The 26,078-nt window shown below is 54.3% G+C and carries 27 protein-coding genes; 5 read left to right on the top strand and 22 right to left on the bottom strand.

The annotated features are described in order from the left end of the window. Nucleotides 1–195 precede the first annotated feature (195 nt). From ACTID9_RS17375 to ACTID9_RS17395, 5 genes are all read right to left on the bottom strand, one after another. Nucleotides 196–948 carry an SDR family NAD(P)-dependent oxidoreductase gene (locus ACTID9_RS17375; protein WP_441065962.1) on the bottom strand — a complete coding sequence of 251 codons (753 nt, stop codon included), beginning with the start codon at nucleotides 946–948 and terminating at the stop codon, nucleotides 196–198. Nucleotides 949–984: 36 nt separating this feature from the next. Then, complete coding sequence (locus ACTID9_RS17380) at nucleotides 985–2,331, bottom strand: glutamine synthetase family protein (protein ID WP_441065964.1); 1,347 nt, start codon at nucleotides 2,329–2,331, stop codon at nucleotides 985–987. Nucleotides 2,332–2,335: 4 nt separating this feature from the next. Then, nucleotides 2,336–3,523 carry a M20 metallopeptidase family protein gene (locus ACTID9_RS17385; RefSeq protein WP_441065966.1) on the bottom strand — a complete coding sequence of 396 codons (1,188 nt, stop codon included), beginning with the start codon at nucleotides 3,521–3,523 and terminating at the stop codon, nucleotides 2,336–2,338. Nucleotides 3,524–3,591: 68 nt separating this feature from the next. Continuing rightward, the gene (locus ACTID9_RS17390) at nucleotides 3,592–4,932 is read right to left on the bottom strand and encodes an APC family permease (protein WP_441065968.1); all 1,341 of its coding nucleotides are present in this window, start codon (nucleotides 4,930–4,932) and stop codon (nucleotides 3,592–3,594) included. Nucleotides 4,933–4,965: 33 nt separating this feature from the next. After that, nucleotides 4,966–6,123 carry an amidohydrolase family protein gene (locus ACTID9_RS17395; protein WP_441065970.1) on the bottom strand — a complete coding sequence of 386 codons (1,158 nt, stop codon included), beginning with the start codon at nucleotides 6,121–6,123 and terminating at the stop codon, nucleotides 4,966–4,968. A gap of 299 nt (nucleotides 6,124–6,422) precedes the next feature. Between ACTID9_RS17395 and ACTID9_RS17400 the strand changes: the two genes are divergently transcribed. Further along, on the top strand, nucleotides 6,423–8,207 hold the full coding sequence (locus tag ACTID9_RS17400) for a sigma-54 interaction domain-containing protein (RefSeq protein ID WP_441065972.1): 1,785 nt from the start codon (nucleotides 6,423–6,425) through the stop codon (nucleotides 8,205–8,207). Nucleotides 8,208–8,372: 165 nt separating this feature from the next. On the opposite strand, the gene rnc is transcribed toward ACTID9_RS17400, so the two are convergent. The 13 genes from rnc to ACTID9_RS17465 all read right to left on the bottom strand — a co-directional run bounded on the left by rnc (nucleotide 8,373) and on the right by ACTID9_RS17465 (nucleotide 18,783). Beyond that, complete coding sequence (gene rnc / locus ACTID9_RS17405) at nucleotides 8,373–9,059, bottom strand: ribonuclease III (RefSeq protein WP_122916589.1); 687 nt, start codon at nucleotides 9,057–9,059, stop codon at nucleotides 8,373–8,375. A 30-nt stretch (nucleotides 9,060–9,089) separates the two neighbouring features. Further along, a complete protein-coding gene (fabF, locus tag ACTID9_RS17410; protein ID WP_441065975.1) occupies nucleotides 9,090–10,331 on the bottom strand; it encodes a beta-ketoacyl-ACP synthase II in 1,242 nt (413 codons plus the stop codon). Between the two features lie 120 nt (nucleotides 10,332–10,451). Further along, nucleotides 10,452–10,685: an acyl carrier protein gene (acpP, locus tag ACTID9_RS17415; RefSeq protein WP_122916591.1), complete on the bottom strand. Its 234-nt coding sequence runs from the start codon at nucleotides 10,683–10,685 to the stop codon at nucleotides 10,452–10,454. Between the two features lie 75 nt (nucleotides 10,686–10,760). Beyond that, entirely contained in the window at nucleotides 10,761–11,501 is a 741-nt protein-coding gene (gene fabG, locus ACTID9_RS17420) for a 3-oxoacyl-[acyl-carrier-protein] reductase (protein ID WP_441065977.1), read from the bottom strand. Further along, nucleotides 11,495–12,445, bottom strand: coding sequence for an ACP S-malonyltransferase (gene fabD / locus ACTID9_RS17425; protein WP_441065979.1), 951 nt, complete (start codon nucleotides 12,443–12,445; stop codon nucleotides 11,495–11,497). Before fabD ends, fabG begins: the two co-directional genes overlap by 7 nt. An 18-nt stretch (nucleotides 12,446–12,463) precedes the next feature. Next, nucleotides 12,464–13,468: a beta-ketoacyl-ACP synthase III gene (locus tag ACTID9_RS17430; protein ID WP_441065981.1), complete on the bottom strand. Its 1,005-nt coding sequence runs from the start codon at nucleotides 13,466–13,468 to the stop codon at nucleotides 12,464–12,466. A 5-nt stretch (nucleotides 13,469–13,473) separates the two neighbouring features. Further along, nucleotides 13,474–14,481 (bottom strand): phosphate acyltransferase PlsX, encoded by a 1,008-nt coding sequence (gene plsX, locus ACTID9_RS17435; protein WP_441065983.1) that lies wholly within the window; start codon nucleotides 14,479–14,481, stop codon nucleotides 13,474–13,476. 30 nt (nucleotides 14,482–14,511) lie between these two features. After that, the gene (fapR, locus tag ACTID9_RS17440) at nucleotides 14,512–15,093 is read right to left on the bottom strand and encodes a transcription factor FapR (RefSeq protein WP_441065985.1); all 582 of its coding nucleotides are present in this window, start codon (nucleotides 15,091–15,093) and stop codon (nucleotides 14,512–14,514) included. Nucleotides 15,094–15,190: 97 nt separating this feature from the next. Then, the gene (locus ACTID9_RS17445) at nucleotides 15,191–16,153 is read right to left on the bottom strand and encodes an ABC transporter ATP-binding protein (protein WP_441065987.1); all 963 of its coding nucleotides are present in this window, start codon (nucleotides 16,151–16,153) and stop codon (nucleotides 15,191–15,193) included. Nucleotides 16,154–16,204: 51 nt separating this feature from the next. Beyond that, entirely contained in the window at nucleotides 16,205–16,993 is a 789-nt protein-coding gene (locus tag ACTID9_RS17450; RefSeq protein ID WP_441065989.1) for an ABC transporter permease, read from the bottom strand. Nucleotides 16,994–16,995: 2 nt separating this feature from the next. Then, nucleotides 16,996–17,778, bottom strand: a complete 783-nt coding sequence (locus ACTID9_RS17455; protein WP_441065991.1) for an ABC transporter permease — start codon at nucleotides 17,776–17,778, stop codon at nucleotides 16,996–16,998. A gap of 125 nt (nucleotides 17,779–17,903) precedes the next feature. Beyond that, nucleotides 17,904–18,074 carry a 50S ribosomal protein L32 gene (gene rpmF / locus ACTID9_RS17460; protein ID WP_122916600.1) on the bottom strand — a complete coding sequence of 57 codons (171 nt, stop codon included), beginning with the start codon at nucleotides 18,072–18,074 and terminating at the stop codon, nucleotides 17,904–17,906. Nucleotides 18,075–18,267: 193 nt separating this feature from the next. Continuing rightward, nucleotides 18,268–18,783, bottom strand: coding sequence for a YceD family protein (locus tag ACTID9_RS17465; RefSeq protein WP_441065994.1), 516 nt, complete (start codon nucleotides 18,781–18,783; stop codon nucleotides 18,268–18,270). A gap of 170 nt (nucleotides 18,784–18,953) precedes the next feature. On the opposite strand from ACTID9_RS17465, the gene ACTID9_RS17470 reads away from it, so the two are divergent. Then, nucleotides 18,954–20,180, top strand: a complete 1,227-nt coding sequence (locus ACTID9_RS17470; protein WP_441065996.1) for a nucleotidyltransferase — start codon at nucleotides 18,954–18,956, stop codon at nucleotides 20,178–20,180. Here ACTID9_RS17470 and ACTID9_RS17475 read toward each other — a convergent pair. Beyond that, complete coding sequence (locus tag ACTID9_RS17475) at nucleotides 20,164–21,204, bottom strand: SepM family pheromone-processing serine protease (protein WP_441065998.1); 1,041 nt, start codon at nucleotides 21,202–21,204, stop codon at nucleotides 20,164–20,166. The genes ACTID9_RS17470 and ACTID9_RS17475 overlap by 17 nt on opposite strands. Next, on the bottom strand, nucleotides 21,201–21,998 hold the full coding sequence (locus ACTID9_RS17480) for a patatin-like phospholipase family protein (RefSeq protein WP_441066000.1): 798 nt from the start codon (nucleotides 21,996–21,998) through the stop codon (nucleotides 21,201–21,203). The genes ACTID9_RS17475 and ACTID9_RS17480 overlap by 4 nt, the downstream gene beginning before the upstream one ends. A gap of 142 nt (nucleotides 21,999–22,140) precedes the next feature. On the opposite strand from ACTID9_RS17480, the gene ylbJ reads away from it, so the two are divergent. Continuing rightward, on the top strand, nucleotides 22,141–23,370 hold the full coding sequence (gene ylbJ / locus ACTID9_RS17485; protein ID WP_441066002.1) for a sporulation integral membrane protein YlbJ: 1,230 nt from the start codon (nucleotides 22,141–22,143) through the stop codon (nucleotides 23,368–23,370). 11 nt (nucleotides 23,371–23,381) lie between these two features. Here the strand turns inward: ylbJ and coaD are convergent, their stop codons facing one another. Together coaD and rsmD are read right to left on the bottom strand one after the other, a co-directional pair. Further along, nucleotides 23,382–23,864, bottom strand: coding sequence for a pantetheine-phosphate adenylyltransferase (coaD, locus tag ACTID9_RS17490; RefSeq protein WP_441066004.1), 483 nt, complete (start codon nucleotides 23,862–23,864; stop codon nucleotides 23,382–23,384). Next, on the bottom strand, nucleotides 23,861–24,433 hold the full coding sequence (gene rsmD, locus ACTID9_RS17495) for a 16S rRNA (guanine(966)-N(2))-methyltransferase RsmD (RefSeq protein WP_441066006.1): 573 nt from the start codon (nucleotides 24,431–24,433) through the stop codon (nucleotides 23,861–23,863). The genes coaD and rsmD overlap by 4 nt, the downstream gene beginning before the upstream one ends. Before the next feature lie 437 nt (nucleotides 24,434–24,870). On the opposite strand from rsmD, the gene ACTID9_RS17500 reads away from it, so the two are divergent. Together ACTID9_RS17500 and lgt are read left to right on the top strand one after the other, a co-directional pair. Next, nucleotides 24,871–25,014, top strand: a complete 144-nt coding sequence (locus tag ACTID9_RS17500; protein ID WP_441066007.1) for a hypothetical protein — start codon at nucleotides 24,871–24,873, stop codon at nucleotides 25,012–25,014. Nucleotides 25,015–25,172: 158 nt separating this feature from the next. Continuing rightward, the gene (lgt, locus tag ACTID9_RS17505; RefSeq protein WP_441066009.1) at nucleotides 25,173–25,955 is read left to right on the top strand and encodes a prolipoprotein diacylglyceryl transferase; all 783 of its coding nucleotides are present in this window, start codon (nucleotides 25,173–25,175) and stop codon (nucleotides 25,953–25,955) included. The last annotated feature ends 123 nt before the right edge of the window (nucleotides 25,956–26,078 follow it).

A 26,078-nucleotide genomic window follows, 5' to 3' on the forward strand; every position in this document is an offset into this window, starting at 1 on the left:
GTACGATTGTCCCCCATTTTTTTCTTTTTGTAAGTTACCTTTTCCCTTATCTATAAAATTCGGCTTTCTACTCGGAATTCTTTACCGTTTTTTTAATGAGTTTGAAAGCACAGGAAAAACAACTATGCAAAAAAGGGCTGCATATGGATCGCAGCCCTTCCCATCGCTTATTTCGTTCGTTGTACCCGCATTCTGCTACGCCAGCTCGCCGCCGTCGATCGGAATTTGCTGACCGGTAATGTATTGCGCTTCATCAGAAGCGAGGAAAGCGAACAGTCCCGCTACCTCTTCCGGCATCGCATGGCGCTTGAGCGGAATGTTTTGGTTCACTTGATCCAGCATCTCGGGCGTGTACTCAGCCAATTGCATCGGCGTCAGGACATACCCCGGGCAGATCGTGTTGACGCGAATGGTCGGCGCCAGCTCCAGCGCCATCGTGCGGGCCAGAAGGTTCACCCCGGCCTTAGAGGCGTTGTAGTCGGCATAGTACGGATGACCGACAACACCGTTGGTCGAGGCGGTCATCAGAATGACTCCCTTCCCTTGCGCCAGCATCCGTTTGGCTGCTGCCTGCGCGGTGTAGAAAATACCGTCCAGATTCGTGCCGATCACTTTGCGCCACTGCTCGGGTGTAATATCGACAAAGTTGGCGCGGACGCTGATCCCGGCATTGGCGATCAGCACATCGATCCCTCCCATTTTGGTATCGATTGCCGCAAACACGTCATTGACTTCCTCCGGATTGCTGACATCCACTTTCAACCCGTACGCGATTTCGGGATGCTCTTCCAGCACGCCCGCCAATCTGTCCTGATTAAAATCCAGGATGGTGACGATCGAGCCTTCTGCTGCAAAGCGTAACGCCGTCGCGAGGCCGATCCCGCTGGCTCCGCCGGTAATGACCACCCGTTTATTTTGCAAGCTGTCCACATATTTTCCCGTCGTCATCGTACTCCCCCTCCCCTGCATTTGCGATTCGTTTCCTTAGAAGCGCCTTGCAAAAAGGTTACGTTCCCACTCGCCCACCTGACGGGCATATTTGTCCCATTCCGTCCGCTTCACTTTGATGAATTCTTCCCATATCTCGCGGCCGATGGCGCGAGCCAAAATCGTGTCCTGGCTCAAGCTGTCCATCGCTTCCTCCAGCGTCCGCGGCGCACGCGAGATGCCGCGCTCCTTCATTTCGGTTTCCGTCAGCCAGCTCACATCGTCATTCGCCGGTTCGCCGGGATGGATGCCGTTTTGGATGCCAGCCAAACCGGCTGCAACCAGGCAAGCGGACAAGAGATACGGATTGCACGTGCCGTCCGCTCCCCGGAACTCAAAGCGCCGCGCTCGTCGCTTTTCCGGGATGCGTACCAATACGGAACGATTGCCCGCACCGTAGCAAATATGCGCGGGCGCCCACGTTCCCGGCCGCATCCGTTTGTACGAGTTGATGCTTGGCGCACCGATGGCAATCAGCGATCGTCCGTGCTGCAGCAGGCCGCCAATAAAGTGATACGCTTTTTCCGAAAGGTCGAGCCCGCGCTGGTCGGTAATATCCGAGAACAGATTTTCGCCCGCCTCGTTGTACAGGCTCATGTGCACATGCAGGCCGCTGCCGGCCAAATGATCGAACGGTTTGGGCATCAAGGTGCCGACGAAGCCTTGCTTGCGGGCGATCTGCTTGAACAGATGCTGGAACGTCACCTGATCGTCCGTCGCTTTTAGCGCTGGCTGGTAGCGCAAGTTGATCTCCAGCTGACCTGGGCCGTATTCGCTGGAAATTTGCTCGGTCTTCACATTCATCGCTTCCAAGGAGTAAATGAACTCCTGGATGAACTCCTCCTGAATGTCCACGCCATCGGTCGAGAAGCAATGGCTGTTGTCGGCAGGAACGAGCTTTCCGTTTTCTTCCTTTAGCAAATATGCTTCCTGCTCATACGCCATGTTCAGCGTGCCGCCCAACAGCGATTCCACTTCCGTCAGCAACCGCTTCAGCGCATTGCGCGGGCAGCCGACCCACGGGTCTCCGTTGATGTCGACCAGGTCGCACAGCATGCGCGCGGTATTTTTGCGGTACGGGACGATCGCAAACGTGCTCGGGTCCGGCACCGCAAAAAAGTCGCCGTCTCCCGGTTTGTACATCGGGTCCGGGATGTATTCGTCAAAAATATCGAAGCTCATGATCGCGGCGCTGAAGTTAACCCCTTTTTCCATGGCATCGCGCAGGCTGTCGGGTCGGATCGTCCGGCCGCGCGTGACGCCCGCATAATCCAAAAATTCGATGCGAATGAACTCAATCCCTTTTTCTTCCACCAATGCAAGAACTTCCGCTTTTGTATACATAGCCTTACTCCCCTTCTTCTAGCCAGTTTAAGGCGAACTGTGTGAAAATTTTGCCGCCGATTGGGATGATTGCTTCGTCAAAGTAGAACTGTGGATGATGGAGATCAAAACTGTCCTTTTCCGACTGTCTGATGCCGAGCCGGAAGTAGGTGCTAGGAACCGCTTTGGCAAAATAGCCGAAATCATCGGCCCCCATGGAAGGATGTGGCAGTGTATGCAAATTCGCTTCACCGATAACCTGCCCGGCGCTTTGCGCGAGCCGATGCAAAACGCGGGCATCATTGTTCACAGCCGGATTGCCATCATGGTACAAGACGTTAGCCTCGCCGCCGTATTGCCGGGCGATGCCTTCCACCAGCTCAATGAACTTGCGCTTGCAGTCGAGGCGGACCTCCTCCGTCAGACTCCGGATCGTCCCGTCCAGCGTTACCGCATCGGCGACCACGTTGCTTGCCACGCCCCCGTTGATTTTGCCAACGTGAATGACGAGCGGTTCAACCGGATTGCTCATTTTGACGCGCAAATACTGCAGAGCACGAATGACTTCGGCTGCGATCGCGATCGCATCGACCGCTTGATGCGGGCGCGCACTGTGCCCGCCTTTGCCCGTGATGCGAATGGAAAAATCATCGCAAGACGCGGTAACGCTCCCTTCCCGCACGCCGACGGTGCCAAACGGCAGGTGCGGCCACAGATGCAGGGCCACCGCCGCTTCAATCGTCGGCTCTGCCAGCACACCGGCTTCGATCATGTTTTGGGCTGCTCCATCCGCTTCCTCCCCCGGCTGGAAAATGCAGCGCACCATCCCGCGAAACCGGTCGCGATGCTGCCAGAGATGATAGACCGCTCCGAGCAAAATCGTCGTATGGCCGTCATGGCCGCAGGCGTGCATCACACCCGGGTTTTGGGAAGCAAACGGCACACCGCTCTTCTCCTCGATCGGCAATGCATCGATATCGGCGCGCAGCGCAATGGTGCGTCCCGTGCCCAATCCGCCGTGAATGTCGACGACGACACCTGTCTCACACATGATTTTGCTTGGAATCCCCCACTCCTCGAGCGTCCGGACGATTGTTGCACAAGTTTCATGCTCTGAAAACGACAGCTCGGGATGCTGATGAAGCTGCCTGCGAATGGCGTACAAGTGTTCATCGATGGCAGAATCCCACGTCCACTCTGTCCCGATTGACATGTTCGATTGCTCCTTTCACACACGTGCTGACGGCTCGTTTAGTCAAGCCCGTCAATCCGCTGTAGCCGTTACTGAAGATCCATCTGGATCGGTTTGTCTTTGTACACTTTTGTATGAATAACGATGTAAATAATTCCGAGACAGAGCCAGGCTGAGCCTACTTTAAGCGCAAGCGCGTCCATCGAGGTGATCACGTAGCCGATGACGCACATTCCGATAAGCGGCAGGATCAGGTGGCCAAAAATGTTCTTTGATTTTTTCCGGATCATGAAGTGATTGATCACCGTGATATGCAGGATCAAAAAGCCGGTCAGTGCGCCAAAGTTGACCAGATTGGTGAGCACCGGCATCGCATCTTGAAAGCCGAGGCTGACCACCATGGAGACAATCGCAACCAAAATCGTGCTGACATAGGGGGTTTGGTATTTGGGATGCACTTTGGCGAGCGCACGCGGCAGCTTGCGGTCACGTCCCATCGAAAACAAAATCCGCGAGATGGCCGCCTGGGAAACCAATGCCGAGGATATGCCCCACGAGAACACGGTCGCCAAAATCGCAACGGTCTTGAGCCATGCTCCGCCTGCAATCCCGGCAATGTCATAGAACGCCGTGTCCAGATTGTCGAGCGTCGTACCGCGAGCCAGGTCGCTTGCCACCCATGTTTGGGCGACAAACAGGAAGCCTACCGAAAGTAGTGCCGCCACGCTCGCACGTCCCACCACTTTGTTGCCGCCTTTTACTTCTTCGGCCATCGTGGAAATCGCATCAAAACCGAGAAAGGAAAGCACCGCGATGGATACCGCGCCCATCACGAGATTGATGTTGAAATTTTCGGCATCAAACAGCGGTTTGATCGTGAAGCCGCCGCTGCCTTTTCCCGCAAACAAAGCCGTGATGCCCGCGATTAAAAAGATAAGGAGGACGGTGAACAACAGGATCAACGTATATTTGTTTGCTTTTGCTGTAAACTCGACACCGCGAATGTTGATGAAGGTATTGACCGCGATAAACAGGATAATCCACAGCCACCCCGGTACGCCAGGCACGAGGGCAACCAGAGCGTTGGCGCTCACGACATAGCACAGCGACGGAATGAGGATGTAGTCGAGCAAAATCGACCAGCCGGAAACGAAGCCGACGTATTCATTCAACCCGCGCTGCGCATAGGCGTACACAGAGCCTGCCACTGGAAACGCTTCCGACATTTTGGCATAGCTTAACGCCGTGAAGATCATCCCGGTCATCCCGATCAGGTACGCAAGGGCGACCATGCCTTTGGAGGCATCCGACACGTAGCCGAATACGCCAAACGGCGCGATCGGCACCATAAAAATCAATCCATAGATCAGCAAATCCCAGAAGCTCAGCGCTCGTTTCAATTCTTGTTTATAGCCAAACTCTTCGATCATTCTATATACCCCCCTATTGGTACGCTGGTTGATCTATGATTTTGTGCCCGGGTAAACCTCTTCAAAATTTTTGTAGAGTACGCCTTCCGCAATATGATACGCCACATCCTGGTCGATGTAATCGCGTTTTATCCAGCCTTCCAGCACGCGGGCAAAGCATTCCTTGAACAGATGCACGCCCAGCCAGTTCATTTCCGGACACGTAAACGCGTCAGACCCGTACATCACCTTGTTGAACGGTGCGAACTCGAACACTTGCGACAAAATGCGCTCAACCCCGTGCCCGATAAACGGATTTTGCAGCGAGATGTCCATGTAGACATTCGGCAGAACGCTCGTAATGAATGCCGCCTCCTCAATCCACGGATAGCCGCCGTGAACAAGGTGAACTTTTGTTTCCACATATTTTTTGTCACGCAGCATGTCCAGCAAAAACGACGGACTGGCCTTCGGCAAAATGACTTCGCCATCCCCGACGCCCGTATGGATGTGCATCACCTTGTCGGCAAGATGACACTCCTCCATCGCGACATGCAGGCAGTAATCGCGGAGCGCCTTCACTTTGGCGCGGGAATCGCTGCAAAAATGCGGGTAGTCGTCACGGGCTTGGGCCTCATCCATCGGCGCGATTTCCAATCCGCTGCGATAGGCGATAATCGATTTGAGCCCAAGCACATCGCTGTTTTTCAAGGCGTCCCGAAGCTCGGCGCGATACGCTTCGATAAATCCGCCAAAATCAGCATGCTGTTCACGGAGCCGCACCATCACCGGTTCGATGCGGTAAATCTCCCAGGAAGGAACGCCTGTCAGCCGATTGTAGTCTTCCTTGGAAAGCGGCGGCTGCGGATAGCCGAAATCGAGCAGGTGACCGGCCAGATTGGCGTCGCGGAACAGGCTTTGCGTATAGGCTGCCGGATCGTGTGCCAATCGGTTGCGATGGGCGACAACTTCTTCCGCGATTGGCTCGCACGCAAAAAATTTTGCAAGACGCTGTATCGTAATCTGCATGTACATGTTGGTGCCGGGAAACGGCAGCTTCGGGTTCGTGCGAGTCGTTTCCTTGAACATATCGGGAATAACGGATAATGAGAGCTTTTGCACAAAGTCCACAACCGACAGCGGTGTGGAGGAAAGCAAGTACGGATGGGCATGAACGTCAATCGCTTTGATGCTGCGCAAGTCTAGTGTCACAATCTCTTCCTCCCTTTTTCAAACTCGCCAAACAGTATTGCAACAGTTATGCCAACCCCGATAACCGCATGATTCCTGGTGTTTCGACGCATTTTTGGCGAAAAAAATGTTTCACCGAAAAATAATATTGAAAAATATTTTTCTGAAGATTTGAAATTGAGGTGGTTTTTGAAAATATCGGTTTGAATTTTCACGCTTGCTGTACTATAGTAAAGGAATATCACGGAATTATCGTGTAATTCTGTGAAAAAATGCCCGCATTTGCGAAAATAATTTTTCCATCATAGGAGGGCTCTTTCGTGCCTGATCTTTCCCGGATTGGATTGCGCAACGTATGGAACGCCTGCTTTGAGAGCATGGTGATTACGAATGAACGCGGCGATGTGCTGGATATGAATCGTTCCGCCATGCGCCTTTTTTCGCTCAGTTCGGTGTTTGCCGCCCCCGTTTCCATCTTTGAGCTGATCGCTGACATGAGCTTGCAAAAGTATTTCAAACCCGACAAGGAAGCGACCGGCATCCCGGTCTCGTTCGGAACCCAGGAGCTTGTCGCCAATGTGCTGCCCACCCAGACACCATCCGGCAGCCTGTATTATCTGGTCATCCTCAAAAACATCACCCAGCAGCAAAAATTGAAGTACCAGCTGCAAGATTTGCATGACACCAAGCTGCTCTACGATGCGGTGCTCGATGAAGTGGACCAGGGGCTGTGCGTCATCAACCCCGAAGGCAAAATTCTTTTCTACAATCGAAAAATGGGCGAAATCGAGCTTAAGGAGCCGTCCGCTGTCAAAGGAAAGCGCATCTTTGAGGTTTGGCCCGGGCTTACGGAAGAGACGAGCACCTTGCTTGCGTCCATGAAGCTGTCAAAGGTGCTGAACCATCGCGAAACACACTTTACCAATACAGGCAAAGCGGTCACCACCTTGACGCGTACCTCTCCCCTTTTGGTGGGCGGCAAAAAGCTCGCTACAATCCAGGTGTTAAAAGACATTTCCGAGCAAAAGCAACTGGCCGAAACCATCTCCCACCTGCAAAACCAGAAGCCGCAGGATGACGGCGAGCCTGCCATGACCGGCGCCGCCAATCACACGCGGTTCGAGTTCAAAGATATCGTGTTCGTGAGCCGTGATATGCGGCAAACGGTCGAACAGGCGCGACGTGCGGCCCGCTCCAGCTCGAACGTTCTGATTATCGGTGAAACGGGCACCGGCAAGGAGCTGTTCGCCCAAAGCATGCACAACGAAAGCCCGCGGAAAAAGGAACCTTTTATCGCGCAAAACTGCGCCGCCCTCCCTGAAAGCCTGTTGGAAGGTTTGTTGTTCGGGACAAGCCCGGGCAGCTTTACGGGCGCGATCGACCGGCAAGGACTGTTTGAGCAAGCGGACGGCGGAACATTGCTGCTGGATGAAATCAATTCGATGGGATTGAACCTGCAGGCCAAGCTGCTGCGCGTGCTTCAGGAGAAGAAGTCACAGCGTCTCGGCTCGGCGAAGGTGGTCGATGTTGATGTGCGCATCATCGCGACGATAAATGAGGACCCGTTGGAAGCGATTCGCAACGGTCATTTGCGCGAGGACTTGTATTACCGTCTGAGCGTGGTCAATATCACCATCCCGCCCCTGCGCAAGCGCAAGGAGGATATTCCGGCACTGATCGAGTCGTTCATCGCCAAGCATGCGACCGCATTGGGTGTGACTGTCGATGAAATCGATCCGGATGTGTACCAGTATTTGCTGCAGTTCAACTGGCCAGGCAATGTCCGTCAGCTGGAGCATGTGATCGAGGGCTGCCTCAATCTGATGTATGATGAGCGGGCCATCACCTTTGAGCATTTGCCCCATTCGTTCAAAGACAATATGCTGCAGCACCTCGCCAACTCAGGCGAACTCGCCGCCACGATGTCCTCGGTCCCTTTTGCGCTTAACGGGACGCTGGAAGAACAGGTTGCCTTGCTTGAACGCAACTTGATTATGAAAGCGCTTAAAGAGTCAAACGGAAACATCACGCGTGCCGGAGAAAAGCTGGGCCTTTCGCGGCAAAATTTGAATTACAAGCTGAAAAAATACAATTTGCAGCAATAGGAAAAGATAAACGTCTCAATCCTGCAGCTCGCGCGTGCATCAGGGAGGGACTAGCCAATGGCTGCCACAACGGTTCAAAATCGATGACCATCGCGCTGCCCCCCGCTGCCGAAAACGCAAAAAATCCGCCTTTCTGCCGGTTGCCCAACAGAAAGAACGGATTTTTTATTTTGCTCCCAATTTGATTAATGCACGGGCTGCAGCCTGCTGCTCCGCTTCCTTTTTGGAGCGGCCCGTCCCGACGCCAAGCGCTCCGTTGTTGAGCAGCACCTCGGAAACGAACTCACGGTTGTGGGCCGGTCCCCGTTCCTGGACGATTCGGTACGTGATTTCGCCCAAATTGTCTTGCTGGACGAATTCTTGCAGCTGGCTCTTGAAGTCGGTGATCTGGGTGAATTGCCCTTTGTCAATCAGCGGGAAGACATAGGCATCGAGAAACTGAAAGACTGCTTCCAACCCTTGATCCAGATAAAGCGCGCCAATGAATGCCTCGAACACGTCTGCGAGCAAAGCCGGCCGCTGTCTGCCGCCGGTCAGCTCCTCCCCTTTTCCGAGAAGAACGAGTTCGCCAAACTGAAACCGTTCAGCGAACTTTACCAGGGATGGTTCACACACGATCGCGGCGCGCAGCTTTGTCATTTCGCCTTCGGTCATTTTGGGAAATGTCCGGTAAAGAAATTGCGAGATGCTCAATTCCAATACGGCGTCTCCCAAAAACTCAAGACGTTCATTGTCCTGGATTTTTCTGCCTCTTTGTTCATTTACATACGAAGAATGGGTGAAAGCCTGCCGCAACACGCTTTCATCGCGAAAGCGTACATTTATGTTCGTTTGCAGCTCTGCAAAATTCATCACCGCACCCCCAATCCGAGACATCGTCTTTTATGCCTGGTATCGTTTAAGCACAATCGTTGCATTGTGACCGCCAAATCCAAAAGTATTGGAGAGAGCCACATCAACGTGCGCTTCGCGAGCTTTGTTCGGCACATAATCAAGATCGCATTCGGGGTCTGGGTTTTCCAGATTGATGGTCGGCGGCAAAATCTGATCGCGCAGGGCAAATGCCGTCGCGATCGCTTCGATACCGCCTGTTGCGCCGAGCAGATGGCCTGTCATCGATTTGGTCGAGCTGACGGCCAGCTTGTACGCATGCTCCCCGAAAATTTGTTTGATCGCTTGCGTTTCCGCAATGTCGCCTTGGCCGGTAGATGTACCGTGCGCATTGATGTAACCGATGCTCTCCGGCTCGACTCCCGCATCTTTCAGCGCGAGTTTCATACAGCGGGCAGCGCCTTCGCCGTTTGGAGACGGAGCCGTGATATGGTGCGCATCCGCGCTCATGCCATAGCCGATCACTTCCGCGATAATGGTCGCGCCGCGTTTTTTCGCATGCTCCAGCTCTTCAAGCACCAGCACGCCCGCGCCTTCGCCCATGACGAAGCCATCGCGGTCGCGGTCGAATGGACGGCTCGCTTTTTGCGGCTCATCGTTGCGCGTCGACATCGCTTTCATCGAACAGAATCCCGCAAACGCCATCGGCAGCACCGTCGCTTCCGCTCCTCCGGTTACCATCGCATCCGCATGTCCGTATTGAATCAGGCGGAACGCGTCACCGATTGCATTGGTCCCTGTTGCGCACGCTGTAATCGCACTGGAGGTCGGACCCTTGGCGCCCAATTCGATGGAGATCAAACCGGATGCCATATTCCCGATCAACATCGGAATGAAAAACGGACTGACTCTGCGCGGTCCTTTTTCCAGCATGACACGATGCTGTTCTTCAAACGTGGATAATCCACCGATACCGGAACCGATGTAGACACCGATTTGCTCGGCATTCTCTTCATTGATTTCCAAACCGGAACTCTTCATGGCCATTTTGGCAGCAGCCAGTGCGAATTGCACGAAACGGTCCGTACGGCGCACTTCTTTTTTATCCATGTAGTCTTCCGGCACAAAATCTTTCACTTCGCCAGCAATTTGGGTCGGATAGTCCGAGACATCAAAACTCGTGATTTTATCGATCCCCGATTTACCGGAGCGCAGGCTTTCCCAGAAGGTATCAACGTCGTTGCCCACTGGTGAAATGACGCCAACGCCTGTAATCACCACTCTTCGTTTCATTCGCTTCACCTCTATATGTAATAAGCAGTTCGCTTTCATTACGGATTGAATGGGGATAAACGTGGAAAGTCCGCATATGTGAAGGGAGGAGTCCCGCCGAAACGAGACTCCCTTCTACAATTACTTGTGGGACTCTATGTATTTTACTACCTCGCCCACAGTAGTGATTTTCTCAGCATCTTCATCGGAAATCTCCAAATCGAACTCATCCTCGAGTTCCATCACGAGTTCCACTACATCCAAAGAGTCAGCACCCAGATCTTCTTTAAAAGAAGCTTCCAACGTAACTTTGGACTCATCTACATTCAACCGGTCAATCACGATTTTTTTCACTTTCTCAAAAACGTCTGCCATCTTGCTTCACCCCCTCTCCAAGTATTATAAGGGATGTCCCTTGCAAAAACCAGTTGAATCAAGGATTCAAACGGGTTACATGTACATGCCGCCATCGACATGCAAGGTTTGGCCTGTCATATAAGCAGCTGCATCGCTCGCCAAAAAGTGCACGACATTGGCGATTTCATCCGCTTGCCCCAGACGTGCGAGCGGAATTTGGGTCAGCAGGTTGGCTTTTACATCCTCCGGCAAAACGTCTGTCATGTCCGTTGCAATGAAGCCCGGAGCTACTGCATTCACCGTGATGCCGCGGGACGCCAGCTCGCGCGCTGCGGTTTTGGTCAGGCCGATCACGCCCGCTTTGGCCGCTACATAGTTGGCTTGCCCCGCGTTGCCGAGCACGCCCACCACCGAGGTGATGTTGATGATTCGGCCGCTGCGCTGTTTCATCATCGGACGAGTAGCCGCCTTGATGCAGTTAAACACACCTTTGAGGTTCGTGTCAATCACATCGTCCCATTCTTCCTCTTTCATGCGCATCATCAAGTTATCGCGGGTGATCCCGGCGTTGTTCACCAAAATGTCGATTTGCCCGAATGTGTCAAGGGCCGCCTTGAACATATCGTTCACTTCATCCGCGCTGCTCACATTCGCTTTCACCATGATCGCTTCGCGGCCCAGCTCCTTGATTTTCGCTACGGTCTCAGCCGCTGCCGACTCGCTGCCTGCATAGTTGACGACGACGTTGCAGCCGTCAGCTGCCAGCTTGAGCGCGATCGCGCGTCCGATGCCGCGGGATGCGCCTGTTACCAGCGCTACCTTTCCTGTTAGCATAAAATACCTCCATCCAGCAGTTCTGCAAGCGATTCCGCGTCTTGCACCGAGTAGATTTTCACATCGCCCGGAGCAATCTTTTTGATCAGACCGGCGAGCACTTTGCCAGGACCGATTTCGATGAACGTCGTCACGCCCTGCTCCGCCATCCACGCGACAGAATCCTCCCACAGCACGGGGGATGCCACCTGATCGACGAGGCTGGTGGCAATGTCCGCAGCACCTGTTACCGGACGGGCCGAAACGTTCGCCACAACCGGAATGGACGCTTCACTGATCGCGATGCCTGCAAGGACTTCTTTCAGCCGATCAGCCGCCGGCTCCATCAAGGAGGAGTGGAACGGTCCGCTCACATTAAGCGGCAGAACGCGCTTTGCCCCCGCAGCCTTCGCCCCCTCGCCTGCCAGCTTCACGCCTTCCGCGCTTCCGGAAATGACGATCTGGCCGGGACAGTTGAGGTTTGCCAGCTGAACCGGGTTGCCGCCGGCCGTTACTTCTGCGCACACCGTCTGCAGCGCATCCCGCTCCATTCCGAGAACGGCCGCCATGGCGCCTTGGCCTGCCGGAACGGCGCTTTCCATGAATTGACCGCGCAGTCTGACTGTTTTCACGGCATCCTCAAACGTGAGGGCGCCGGCTGCGACAAGCGCGGAATACTCGCCGAGGCTGTGACCTGCGACAAAGTCAGCCTTGATGACAGGCTGTTTTTCTTTCAGCGCCGCCAGCACGGCAACGCTCATCGTCAAGATTGCCGGCTGCGTATTGGCAGTCAGCTTCAGCTCTTCATCCGGACCTTCAAAGCAGAGCGCAGACAGCGAAAAACCGAGCGCTGCGTCCGCCTGGTCAAATATATGTTTGGCCGCAGCCGATTGTGTAACCAGTTCTTTTCCCATGCCGACAAACTGAGAGCCTTGGCCCGGGAATACGAGTGCAATTTTACTCATCCTGTTAACTCCCTTCCGTTAGGCTTGCTTCGTGCACCATGTCAACAGTGCCGCGCCCCACGTCAATCCGCCGCCGAATCCGACCAGCACCACATTGTCGCCTTCGTTCACGCGACCTGCTGCCACCGCTTCATCCAGTGCAACCGGGATGGAGGCGGAGGACATGTTGCCGTAGCGATCCAGGTTGATCGCGACTTTGTCTTCGGAAAGGCCGAAGCGTTTTACGGCCGCATCGATGATCCGCAGGTTCGCTTGATGCGGCACCAGCAGGTCGATGCTGTCTTTTTCCAGTCCCGCTTTTTCCAAAACCGTTTCTGTCGCGGAGTTCATCACGCGGACGGCGAACTTGAATACTTCGCTGCCGGCCATGTACAGGTAATGGAGCCCTTGCTCTACCGTTTCCGCTGTAGCTGGCATGCGTGATCCGCCTGCAGGCAGGTTCAGCAATTCGCCGCCCGAGCCGTCTGCGCCGAGATCGAACGCCTTGAAGCCGTAGCCTTCTGGCACTGGCCCCAGAATCGCCGCACCGGCTCCGTCACCGAACAGGACGCATGTGTTGCGGTCTTCGTAGTTGGTGATTTTGGAGAGCGATTCAACCCCGATCACCAGCACATAGCGGTACATGCCGTTTGCAATGAATTGGGAGGCAGTCGTGATCCCGTACAAAAAGCCGGTGCAAGCTGCCGAAATGTCGAGTGCGGACGCTTTTTTCGCGCCGAGTTTATCTTGCAAAATGCAGGCGGTGGATGGGAACATCATGTCCGGCGTTACGGTAGCCACAATGATCATATCCAGCTCTTCCGCCGTGATGTTGGCTTTCTTCAGCGCTCGCTGCGCTGCTTCGTAGGCGAGATCGGAGGACGCCTGTTCCTTGGACGAAATCCGGCGCTCGCGAATTCCCGTGCGGGTCACGATCCATTCGTCATTCGTCTCCACCATTTTTTCCAAATCCGCATTGGTCAGCACTCGTTCAGGCGTGTAGGAGCCCGTGCCGAGGATGCCGACAGGTCGCAATTGAGCCATCTGTTTCACTCGCTTTCGGTTTGTATATGTAGATCGAGTTCTTGCTGAATCAAGCCGTTTACGTCATTTTCCACATAGCGGGCTGCTGCCAGAAACGCGTTTTTGATCGCCAGTGAACTGGACGAGCCATGCGCCTTAAAAACCGGGACCATCAACCCGAGCAGCGGCGCTCCGCCGTACTCGGCATAGTCCATCCGCTTTTTGAACCGGACCAGGCTCGGTTTCAAAAGAAAGGCTCCTACTTTATTCAAGAAACTGGAAGTAAACTCCTCTTTCAACAAGGAGAATATCGTGGATGCTGCCCCTTCGATCGCTTTTAACAAAACGTTCCCCGCAAAGCCTTCGCAAACGACGACATCGCAGGAGCCCTGCATGATGTCGCGCGCCTCCACGTTGCCGATAAAACGGGTTTTGGAGAGCGCGAGCAGCGGATAGGTGGCCTTGCACAGCTCGTTTCCTTTCGTCTCCTCCGTACCGACATTGAGCAGCCCGACCTTCGGCTCCGGGATGCCCATGCCTTTGTCGGCGTACACGCTGCCCATGATCGCATATTGCAGCAAATGAACGGGCTTCGCGTCTACGTTGGCGCCGACGTCGAGCAAGAGCGACGCTTTGCCTTGCACATTCGGAATAAACGCCGCCAGCGCAGGGCGCTCGATTCCTTTCATCCGCCCTGCGATCAGCAGACCTGCTGTCATCAGCGCGCCCGTATTCCCCGCGGAGATGCAAGCGTCCACTTTTCGCTGCTTGGCCAGCTCCATCGTTACGACCATTGACGAATCTTTTTTGCGGCGGACCGCACGCACCGGTTCATCCTCTGCCTCGATGACCTCGGTCGTGTGCTGAATCTCAATTCTGGAGGGGATGGTTGCGGGCATGTGTTGTCTGATGGCTGCCTCGTCTCCTACGAGCACAACCGTAAGCGACGGGTTGGACTGGATGGCGAGCAATGCACCTTCCACTACGCTTTTCGGAGCGTGGTCGCCTCCCATCGCATCGATAGCGATACGCAAATCATTTCCTCCTCTTCTCATTGCCTACAATTATGGTTCCGCTTCCCATGCGGCTGCGCGCACGACACGGAAGCTTGCAGAAAAAACAACTTCATTTTGTACTCTCGTCTCGACGCGCACGCGGCTCTCATCCCCGCTGCTCGAGCGGACCACCGCTTTGGCGACCAGCCGCTCGCCCAGCTTGACGGGGCGGATAAACCGGATGCGCGCCGTTGCCGTCAGCGCGACGTCTGCATTGATCAACGCGACTGCAAGCGAATTGGCTTGTGCAAATATATAATGTCCTCTGGCAATTTGCGTACGGGTGAACACATGCTCTTCCTTGATGTCGAGCACGGAGATTCCCTGCACATCCAATTGCAGATCGACAACCTCACCGATCACTTCATCAATCCCCAGCGACTTCACCGGGTCCAGACTGCGTTCTGCCACCGACTTGATCCGCTCGCGCAGCTCCGGAATGCCAAGCTCCAGCCGATCAAGCCGGATGGTCTGGATGCTGACGCGAAAAGCTGTCGCCAAGTCTTCATCCGTTGCGAAAGGATTTTCTTTTAAATACTGGACGAGCCGCGTTTGTCGATCTTTTTTCGGCAATCGGGCGATGGTCGCCACCCCCCAATATGTATAGACATATCGAACCTTTTTTACGATCAGAAATTAATACCTGGTGCCAAAACTAGTATATTCGACATGCGGGATCATTACAACCCTAATAAATCCGGCGAATCAATTCTTCGATCTCCGGCTCCGCCAGCGTAATATCAAGCGGATCGCCCCATTTGCTGATCTCATCGAGGATTACCGGGGTCGAAACCGTGCGTTTGTCGTAAAAAACCTGGACCTGCGCGCCGTTCGTCTCGACGCGTTCGACGCCGTGAATCGGCTGGATCTGCGGCGTGGCGGCAAATTGCACCGTGCATGTGGTCGGCAGCCCGATCTGCTCGCGCAGGGCGGACAAGCTGCCATCCATGACCAGCTTCCCGTGATTGATGACAATGATGCGCTGGCACAATTCGGCGATGTCATCCATGTCATGGGTGGTCAACAAAATGGTTTTTCGCTCCGCCCGGTTGATTTCCTTCAAAAACCCGCGGATTCGTTCTTTGGCGACCACATCGAGCCCGATCGTGGGCTCATCCAGAAACAGGATCGCCGGATCATGCAGCAGGGCGGCCGCCAAGTCGGCACGCATGCGCTGGCCGAGCGACAGCTTGCGCACAGGCGTATCGATGAAGCTCCCCAGCTCCAGCAGATCGTCAAATCGCTCCATCGCCAGGGCGTACTTTTTGTTGTCAACCTGGTACATGGCCTGCAAAATTTCAAACGAATCGCGCACCGGCAAGTCCCACCAAAGCTGCGTGCGCTGTCCAAACACGACGCCGATTTTTTTGGCAACCTCTCTGCGCTGCCGCTGTGGACTCAATCCTGCCACTTCAACCGATCCGGCGGAAGGGTGGAGGATGCCCGCCAGCATTTTGATGGTGGTAGACTTGCCCGCGCCGTTTGGCCCCAGATACCCGACGAATTCTCCTTCCCCGATCGCAAAGGAGACGGACTCGACCGCTTTTTTCGCCGAGCCTGCTCCGGAAAACAACGCGCGGAAGCTGCCGAGCACCCCCTTTGCATTCGGTCTGTGCCAAAATGTTTTCTCAAGCCCGTCGGCTACGATCATTTCTTTCTCTCCCTTCTATTATCGGCCAGAAAAGCAAAAACACGTTGCCGCTCACGAGCCTGTGCTATGGTAATGTTTGATCCCGAAGCGCCAAAACCAAAGCGCCACGAGCAAGTATCCGATCACCACGATTGGAGACAGCAGCAAATGATACCAGCTGCCCCCTTTGTCCAGCAAATACAGTGCCGGTATGTAATTGATGAAGCCGACCGGGAGCAGGCCCAGAAAAACGAGCTTGAGCCAATTCGGGTACAGGCTGATCGGATAGTTCGCCGCATTGGACGGGGCATAAAGCGTGAACGCCTGCAAATCCTTCACCTGTGACGTCCAAAAAGCCGTTGTCGCTGTAATCAACGAGATCGAGAACATCATCACGAACCCAAGCAGGATCGCCACGGGCACATACGCGATGAGAAGCCCGATCGCCGCTCCTTGGCGAGACAATCCGGCGAGCGAGACAACAAGCACGACGATCCCTTGCAGCAGCCCCCCCACTTTCCCCAAATCCACACGCTTGGTCAGCAACAGGAACAACGGCGGCATCGGCCGAACCAGGAGCTGGTCGAATTCCCCCTGGATGATGTATTTTTCGAACTCGTGGATTTCCGCAGACATCGTCCGATACAAGGACATCGCACAGGAGATGATCCCGTACAACACGCCGATCTCATACAGGCTCCAGCCTTTTACGTGATCAAACCGCGCCAGCACTGCGCCAAGCAGCAAAAAGTCGAGCACCGACAGGCTGGCGTTGGCACATGCGGTCATGATGAAGTTGCCTTTGTATTGCAGCTGTGAGCGAATATTGGTTTTTACCATTTTCCAATAAAAAGACCACATGGCTATCCTCCTTGAATTTCGGTTCTGCGCCGCGCCCTGCCGGTCAGCACGAGGCAGACGATGGTCAGGACGATCGCCCAGATTGCTTGCAGGCCGAGCACACCGTAAGACACCTGTTCCAGATACAGCATGGTCGGGTAGTAGAGCACACCGGCGAACGGCAACCCCATCGCAAGCGAACCAAGCCAATGCGGAAACAGATCGATCGGCACAAATTGGCCGCCGAGACCAAACAGCAAGGTGATAAGCACGTTGTGCAATCCGCTGATTTCATTTGTCCAAAAAGAAGTGAGACCGACGAGAAAAAACAGGAGCAACCCGATGTAAACCGCGAGTAAAATGGAGAGCAGCGCAGCGATGCAGGTGATGGGCTCGCGTGGAAGATAAAAGCCGACTGTAGCGGAATAGACGATGGCGATGGGCAGCGTGCGATACAGGAAGTTGTAGCAAATCTTGCCCGCTTCCTGTGAAACCACAAACAGGAAATAGCTCACAGGCCGCATGAGGTCGAGGCTGACCGCACCGGTGCGCACCTGAAGATGGATGCCCAATCCCGGGCTGAGGAATGTCGTGATCCACAGCATGACTTGTGTAAACGCGATGTAATGCGTCATGGTGGAAGGGTTGTAGAGGCTGTCCGTGTTCCCTTTGCCTTCGAGCACGCCGGCCCAAATGGCGATGAACACGAACCCGAATATGGTGCTGGCAAAATTGTTGATAAGATGTGCCATCCGATACTGAAGATTGCGACGAAAGCTTTTTACGAGAAGCAGCCAATAAACCATCTCATTCCCCCTCTTTTGCAAAAACGCGATTTTGGCGAAAACGCAACGAAGGCAGCGCCAAGAAGCTTGGCGCCACCGTGTTTTTTGCCGAAAGAAAAAAGCAAGGTGAGGTATCACCCTGCTTCTTATTTTGCTACTTTTTGACCTTTGTAGTGTCCGCAGCTTCCGCAAACGCGGTGAGCCAGCTTGTGTTCGCCACAATTGTCGCATTTGATCATGCCTGGAATCTCTAATTTGAAGTGCGTACGACGCATTCTTTTACGAGTTTTGGAAGTTCTCCGTTGAGGTACTGCCATCTTACTTACACCTCCTTCAATTCTGTTTCAAGTAGGCCTCGATAGAAGGAAGCACACAAGCGCTCTTCACACTGAGAGGAAGCCTTCTATTCATGATCGGCGGCATCGGACAAGCCAAGCGCGCCAGTCATTCAAAAATGAAGCGTGAATCTGTTACAATACACATTGCTTCATATTGAACCTTTGTCCAAGATTACTCGTTGTTCTTTTGGAAAAAGTCAGCCAGACCGGCCAACCTCGGATCGATGCGCTCGTTTTTGCAGCTGCATGGCTGCTCATTGCGGTTCACGCCGCACGATGGGCATAATCCTTTGCAATCCTCGGAACAAAGCGGGAACGTTGGCACTTCCAGGAGAAAATCTTCTGAAAGCAGCGGCTCCAGCTCAATCTCTTCTCCATCCAGCAGTTGGATGTCGCTTTCTTCGTCGAACACCAGCGATTCGTCGTTGGTAAACGACTCGGAGAACGGCACATGCATGTGCTGGGTGAACGGGGTCAAACAGCGGGCACAGACGTAATTGACGTCTGCCTCCATATGCCCATTCACATAATAGAGAGTTCCCAGCTTGGCAGCCTCACCGACTGCTTGCACGGGTGTGACACTGCGAATTTCTTGATGGCGCGACTTGATCTCGTCGGCATCCAATGTCACTCGGAACGGTAGTGGTTCACCTTTGCGATGATCCAGTTCACTCAATCGAATAATCATGTTTTTTCACCTCAAGCGCAACAAAGATGATTATAGCTTTTGCCCAAATCTTTGTCAACCAAATTTCCTTGACAGCACTCTCGTTCCGTCCCGTCGCGTTTTCCAACGGTTGCTAAAAAGATAGCACTCTACTACACTATGGAGCAAGAAAAAAAAAGGAGGAACGTTGCTTGAAGACGGTAGGATTGGTCGTCGAATACAATCCGTTGCATAACGGTCATTACTATCATTATACGGAAGCCAAGCGGGTCACGGGCGCAGACGCCTGCGCGATCGTGATGAGCGGCAATTTTTTGCAGCGCGGCGAGCCCGCCTTGCTCTCCAAATGGGCGCGAGCGGAAATGGCGCTGCAGGCGGGCATCGACCTGGTCATCGAGCTTCCGCTGCCCTTCTCGTGCGCCACCGCCGAGCTGTTCGCGTTGGGTGCCGTGTCGGTGCTCGACCGCATCGGCGTGGTCGATTCCCTCTGCTTCGGCAGCGAAAGCGGGGAGATCGGTTGGATCAGCGAGCTGGCGGAACTGCTCGCTGAAGAACCGGAAGCTTTTTCCCGTTCGCTTAAGGCCCATCTCGGAGAAGGACTCTCCTACCCGACCGCCTACGCACGGGCGGCTTCGGAGTTGCTGGGCCACAACGGTTCACCAGAGGCCGATTTAGCCTCGCCCAACAATATTTTGGGACTCAACTATTTGCTTGCCCTCAAACGGCTGGGCAGCCGCATTCAACCTGCGACCATCAAGCGGCAAAAGGCCGGATACCATCAAACGACGATCACCGACGCCCAGATCGCCAGCGCCACAGCCATCCGCAAGCTGATTTTCGGCGATGATGCCGGCTTTGATGAGCTGGCACCCTATGTTCCCCCCACCACGCTCGCCATTATGCAGCGCGAGTTTGCGCTGGGGCGCGGGCCAATCAATTGGGAACGGTTCCGCCATCCGCTTTTTCACCGTCTATTGCAGCTCTCCCCGGAAGAAATCGCTGGCTACCATGAAGTCGGCGAGGGGATCGAGCATCGGCTGAAAGCGGCAGCGAGACAAGCTGGCACGGTTGCGGAACTGGTCGCCGCCACGAAAAACAAGCGCTACACATGGAACCGCATCCAGCGTATGCTGACAGCCGTCCTGCTTGACATGAAAAAAAGTACGATGGCCGAGCTTTCCTTAAAAAACGGGGCGCCTTATGCCCGGATTCTCGGCTTTTCGAAGGTTGGCAAGCAGCTTTTGCATGAGGCGAAAAAGAAGTCGTCCATCCCGTTGATCACAAAAGTGACGGATGGACTGCATCCGATGCTGGACATGGAGATCGCCGCTGCCGCCGTCTACAGCCTGGCCCAGCCTGAACCGGGAGATCGCCCGTTCACGGCTGAGTACCGGCGCCCGCCTATTGTTTTGGCGTGAGCGATTCTAAATAGACCAGCGCGTCATCCAGCTTTTTGACCGGGATGATCTTCATCTTCGTCCCGATCCGCTTCGCGGTCGCAAGCGCCTCCTGATAATTCGATACAGGCGCATCCGAATCGTCAGGGGCAAAGAAAATTTCTGCTCCTGCATTTTGCGCAGCGATGATTTTGTGGTTGATCCCGCCGATGCGCCCGATTGTCGCATCCGGATTGATCGTGCCTGTACCGGCGATCCGGTACCCTTTGGTCAGGTCGATATCCGGGCGCAGCTGATCGTAAATTTCCAGCGTAAACATCAGTCCGGCGGATGGCCCTCCGATGTTTTCCGCGTTGATGTTTACCTTTTTCGGCACTTCAATCAGCGTCTTGTCTGCCGGTCTGATCCCGAATCCGGGACGTGGCTTCTGCCCGTTGTCCGCCGGCAGCTCGACCAGTGTCAAACTCGCTTTCTGTTCTTGTTTGTCCCTCAGATAGGTTAGTGCGATCGTGTCGCCCGCCTTTTTGTTGGCGAGGGCGGTGAACAGCTCGTTCGTGTCGGTGATCCGCTTGTCATCCACCTGTGTAATGATGTCCCCCACCTTCAGCACCTTTGCCGCAGGCATGCCTTCGAGCGTCCCGTTGACGATGACGCCCAGCTTCTGTATCTTGACGGGATAGCCTGCCCGTTGGAAAGCCATCGCTTCAGCCGTCATCTGTGAATCTTGCATAACGCCCAGCTCGCGTTTGGTGTAATCTTCGTTCGACTCCCCTTTGTTCAGGACGAGATCGCGATCGATCAGCTCGGCATCCGGCGAAAATTTGGAATACACATACCAGGCGATATTGGCCTGTCCCATCCGCACGGTCGTCAGCATGAACGCGCCCTTCTCATCCTTCTTTCCGCCCTCGACGCTGATGATCGGCGCCAGTTCCATGGCTGAACCCGGTCTCGTGACGTAGTATGGCAACGGTATATACAGACTGATGGTCAAAAGGCCGATCAAAACCACGATCAGCCAGCGTGATTGGCGTAAGCTTTTCACTGTTGGTCCTCCCATTTTTCAATCAACTCGATGATTTTCTCTACATGCTCCCGTGCGCACCGTTCCCCTTCGGCGATAATCTCCTGAATGCCGCTGTACGCGATGCTGCTGTACTGTCCCACATCCGGCCGGATCACCAAGTCCGCCGAAACAATCCGATGGCGCAAAATCTCGCGCTCCATCACATCGATCGCCTGCGCGATCACTTCAAAGATGGAATTGACTTGAATCTGCGTGTCGAACTGGGCCACATCGACGGCGATCACGATGTCGGCGCCAAGCTCCCGCGCCACGGTAATCGGCACCCGATCGATGACGCCGCCATCCACAAGCAGCCGCCCGTTCACCTTTTCCGGCACAAAGATGCCTGGAATCGAGATGCTTGCGCGCACCGCCTGGTCGATCGGCCCCTTCGTGAAAACGACGCGCTCCCCGCGTTCGATGTCGGTCGCGACAATCGCCAAGGGGATATTCAGCTGTTCGATATTTTTCCCATGCGTCAACAGTCTTATCAATTCTTTGATCTTTTGACCGGCGACGAAGCCCAGGTTCGGCACGATCACATCAAGCCAATGCTTCCGCTTCAGATTCAATGCCAGCTTTTCCATCATGTCCGGCTTGATGCCATTCGCGTAAAATGCGGCGACCAGGCTGCCCATGCTGCTGCCGGCCAAAAAATCCACCTCGATCTGATGCTCTTCTAACACCTTGAGCACGCCAATGTGCGCGAAGCCGCGCGCGCCGCCCGAGCCGAGCGCCAAGCCGATCTTGGGTCGTCTTTTGCCTGCTGCCATGTGCCGTCCCCCTTTTCCCAATCACCATTTTTTAGCTTATGTAGGAACCATGCGCTTCATTTCGCTTTCGTGGGAAGCTTGGGCGAATAGTTTCACCACCTTGGACGTAGACATGTACTATCCTGATCCGCAGGAGGGACGTATGGCTCGCCGTTCGCATTTTCTCACGCTGTTTGTTGCGCTTTTTTCCATTGGCTTGGTTATTGCACTCGTTTCAAATCCGCAAACATCGTTTCAAGCCGCCCTGAGGGGCTTGAATATTTGGTGGGAAGTGGTGTTTCCCGCTACACTCCCATTCATTGTGTTGTCGGAAATCTTGATGGGGTTTGGCGTCGTTCATTTTGTCGGCGTGCTGCTGGAACCGTTGATGCGTCCGCTTTTCAATGTGCCGGGCACAGGAGGCTTCATCTTGACGATGGGATTTGCTTCCGGCTATCCCGTCACGGCTAAACTGACCACCAGCTTGCGGGAATCGGGAACCATCACCCGGGCGGAAGGGGAACGGCTTGTATCGTTTGTCACGACCGGCGATCCGCTATTCGTGATCGGGGCGGTTGCCGTCGGCTTTTTTCACAACGAGCAGCTTGGCTTCATCCTCGCCGCCACCCATTACGTATCCGCGCTGTTGCTGGGAATCATGTACCGGTTTCACGCGCCGCGCGACCTGGCGACAAAGCCGATTAGCAAAAACAAGCTTCCTTTACTGCTCCGCGCCTTGCAAGCCATGCATCGCGCCCGCCTCAATGACGGCCGAGCCTTTGGCCGCTTGATGGGCGATGCCGTTCATTCGGCTTTGCAAACGCTTTTGATGATCGGCGGCTTTTTAATCGTGTTTTCGGTTATTTTGCAGCTCCTTGGTACGCTGAACATCACGCAGTTTCTGTCCGCTGTCTTCACGGTGCTGCTCGCTCCGTTCGACCTGCCGCCACAGTTTGCCAAAGCGCTCATTTCCGGGTTGTTCGAGGTGACGCTCGGCGCACAAGCCACGAGCGAAGTTCCAGGCCAGGTGTCGCTCATGTGGAAAGCTGCGATCGCGAGCGCCGTCCTTTCCTGGGGAGGTTTGAGCGTGCACGCACAGGTGGCGAGCATCCTTTCAAGCACCGATATCCGCGTCGCCCCCTACTTGTTGGCGCGCTTTATCCACGCGATCCTGGCCGCCATTATGACCCTGATTTTCTGGGGCCCGCTCACGCGCATGACGGAAGGAATCGCCGCCAGCAAGCCGGTGTTTCAAGTGTATGACCAGCCGCGCATGCTGCATGCCTGGAGCGATTCGCTCAGTCACAACGGTTTGACTGCCACACTCATCTTTATCGTGCTGATCATCATCAGCCTGCTATTGTATCGACAAGTATCCCGCCCCACTCGCTGAGGCGGGCTTTTTTACCTGTTCTTCATTTTTGCAAGAATCGCCTGCTCCACTACCGGCGGAACCAGATCGCTGACCGGCGCATGATAGCGCGCGACTTCCTTCACGATGCTGGAGGAAAGATACGAATACTGATTGCTGGTCATCATGAAAAAGGTTTCAACGGAGTCATCCAGCTTTTTGTTGACCGAGGCCATCTGCATTTCGTATTCAAAATCGGAGACGGCGCGCAGCCCTTTGATCAGCACTTGTGCTTGCCGCTGTTTCATATAGTCGATGAGCAGGCCGTCGAATGTATCGACCTCCACATTGGGATAATCGGCGGTTGCGCTGCGAATCAGCTCCATCCGCTCTTCCACGGTAAACAGCGGCGTTTTTTTCGAGTTCGTCAAAACGGCCACGATCACTTTGTCAAAAATGGCGGCCGCGCGCGAAATGATGTCCAGGTGCCCGTTTGTTACGGGATCGAAACTGCCGGGACAAACTGCAATTTTCATTCCTGTGCCTCTCCCTTCGGTTCGTAGCGATAAATGCTGATCGTCGTATCGCCGTATGTCGCCTGCTTCTGCAAGACGCAATCGGCGATTTGCGCACCAAGCTTGAATTCGGCATCATGCTCGGCCACGATCCAGCAGCCATCCGCCAACAATCCTGTATCCTGCAAAATCGCCATCTCTGCCGCAATTTTTTGATAAGCATAGGGCGGATCAAGAAAAACGACGGAAAACTTCACATCGCGCTTGGTCAGCGCCTTGAGCGCGCGCGCCGCGTCATTGCGGTACACTTCCGCTTTGTCTGTCGCCTGCACCTTCTCCAGATTGCCTTTGATCACGGAAACGGCCTTGGCATCGGCATCGACGAAAATGACGCGCTCTACGCCCCGACTGAGCGCCTCGATTCCGAGCCCTCCGGTTCCTGCATATAAATCGAGGGCAATTCCACCCGAAAAATAAGGGCCGATCATACTGAATATCGATTCCTTGACTTTGTCGGTCGTCGGCCTCGTGCCTTTGCCCGGGACGGCAGCCAAGGCTCTTCCTTTAAACTCGCCTGCAATTACTCTCATTGTGCTCACCTGATTCTTTACGTTGTAAGACGATAGGTGCCGATCATTTGGCGGTCACCTATCGGGAATGCTCTCATACTATCACATCCGCGATTGAGCCGTAAAATTGCGATTGGAAAATTTTTCAGGAACTTTTTCCATCGATGTATAAAAAGCACCGGGTTGGCAAAGAATAGGAACAAGCGACGCAAGGGTGTCGCTGACAACCGCGGAGAAGACTTACGTTTCCCCATAAGCTCTTCCTCCGGTTTCTCCTCTCCCATAATTGAAATGCGGACCAAGCGAGCTTGTACGTTGGATAGGAACGTACCGGCATTGGTTCCCTGCGCGGGAACGTTCGGACCGCTACCTCATCCTTAACCGGATGAGGTATTTTTTTGCCCATAGCGGTTACACTAGCCGTGCTACGCATTCTCGCTTAAAGGAGTGAGGCAGTCATGGCAGAAAAAGAACCATCCAAGCAAAAGCTCGAGGCATCCGCGATGCAGTCGCTGGCCGATCGCACCGGACAAAACCAGGAGCAGGCACGCAACATGCAATCGGCAGCTGACCAATCGGACATGAAAAAGCACGGTCAATAATCATAACCGCGCTTGGGACTGCTCAAGCTTTTACAATCACCCTTTTCCCGCGATTCGCCTCGCGGAAAAAGGGTTTTCTTTTTTCGTCCAAAGAGGTAAGCCTTGACCAATTGTGCTATACTGTCCAAAGGAAACTTGACGTTAGGGGGAGAAATACCTTGATTAACCCGATTGCCTTTTCGATCGGACCGATTTCCGTGCACTGGTACGGCATCACGATGGGGCTCGCTTTTTTTCTCGGCACCTATCTCGCGCGCTATAACAGCAAACGCGCCGGCATTGATCCTGATCACGTGCTGAATATGGTAGTGTGGATAATTCCCGCAGCGATCATCTGCGCCCGCGCGTATTATGTGGCGTTTGAATGGGAGCATTACAAAGATAACCTGTTTGATGTAATCGCTGTTTGGAAAGGCGGGCTGGCGATTCACGGCGGTTTGATCGGCGGACTGCTTGCCGGCACGCTGTACATCCGCAAGCACAATCTGCCGTTCTTCCAGCTGGCGGACATCATGATGCCAAGCGTCATTTTGGGGCAAGCGATCGGACGCTGGGGCAACTTCCTGAACCAGGAAGCGCATGGCGGTCCCGTCTCTGCTGAATTCATGTCCCATTTCCCGGCGTTCATCCGCAATCAGATGCTGATCGGCGGCCAATACTACCATCCGACATTCTTGTACGAGTCGCTGTGGAATTTGCTCGTGTGCGCGGTTCTGCTCTTGATGCTCTATCGTTTCAAACGGTTTGACGGACAAATTTTGTTCAGCTACATGATTCTATACTCGATCGGTCGCTTCTTTATCGAAGGCATGCGCACCGACAGCCTCATGCTCGGAGGTCTGCGCGTCGCCCAGCTGGTCAGCCTCTCGCTCGCGCTGGCAGGTGTGGTGCTCATGATTGTTTTCGCCCGAAAGCCGCGGGAACGTCATCCATCCGTGTAAACATGAATAGTGAAAGATTAAAAGCCATCCCTTCTGTCATGGACAAAGGATGGCTTTTTTGCAAGCTTGGTTTAATGGCCAGCAAATCTGGCAATGCTGATTACTACTTTTCGAATATTGCGT

Origin of the sequence: Brevibacillus fluminis, from assembly GCF_052072235.1 — a bacterium.
GTDB classification, from domain to species: Bacteria; Bacillota; Bacilli; order Brevibacillales; family Brevibacillaceae; genus Brevibacillus_D; species Brevibacillus_D fluminis_A.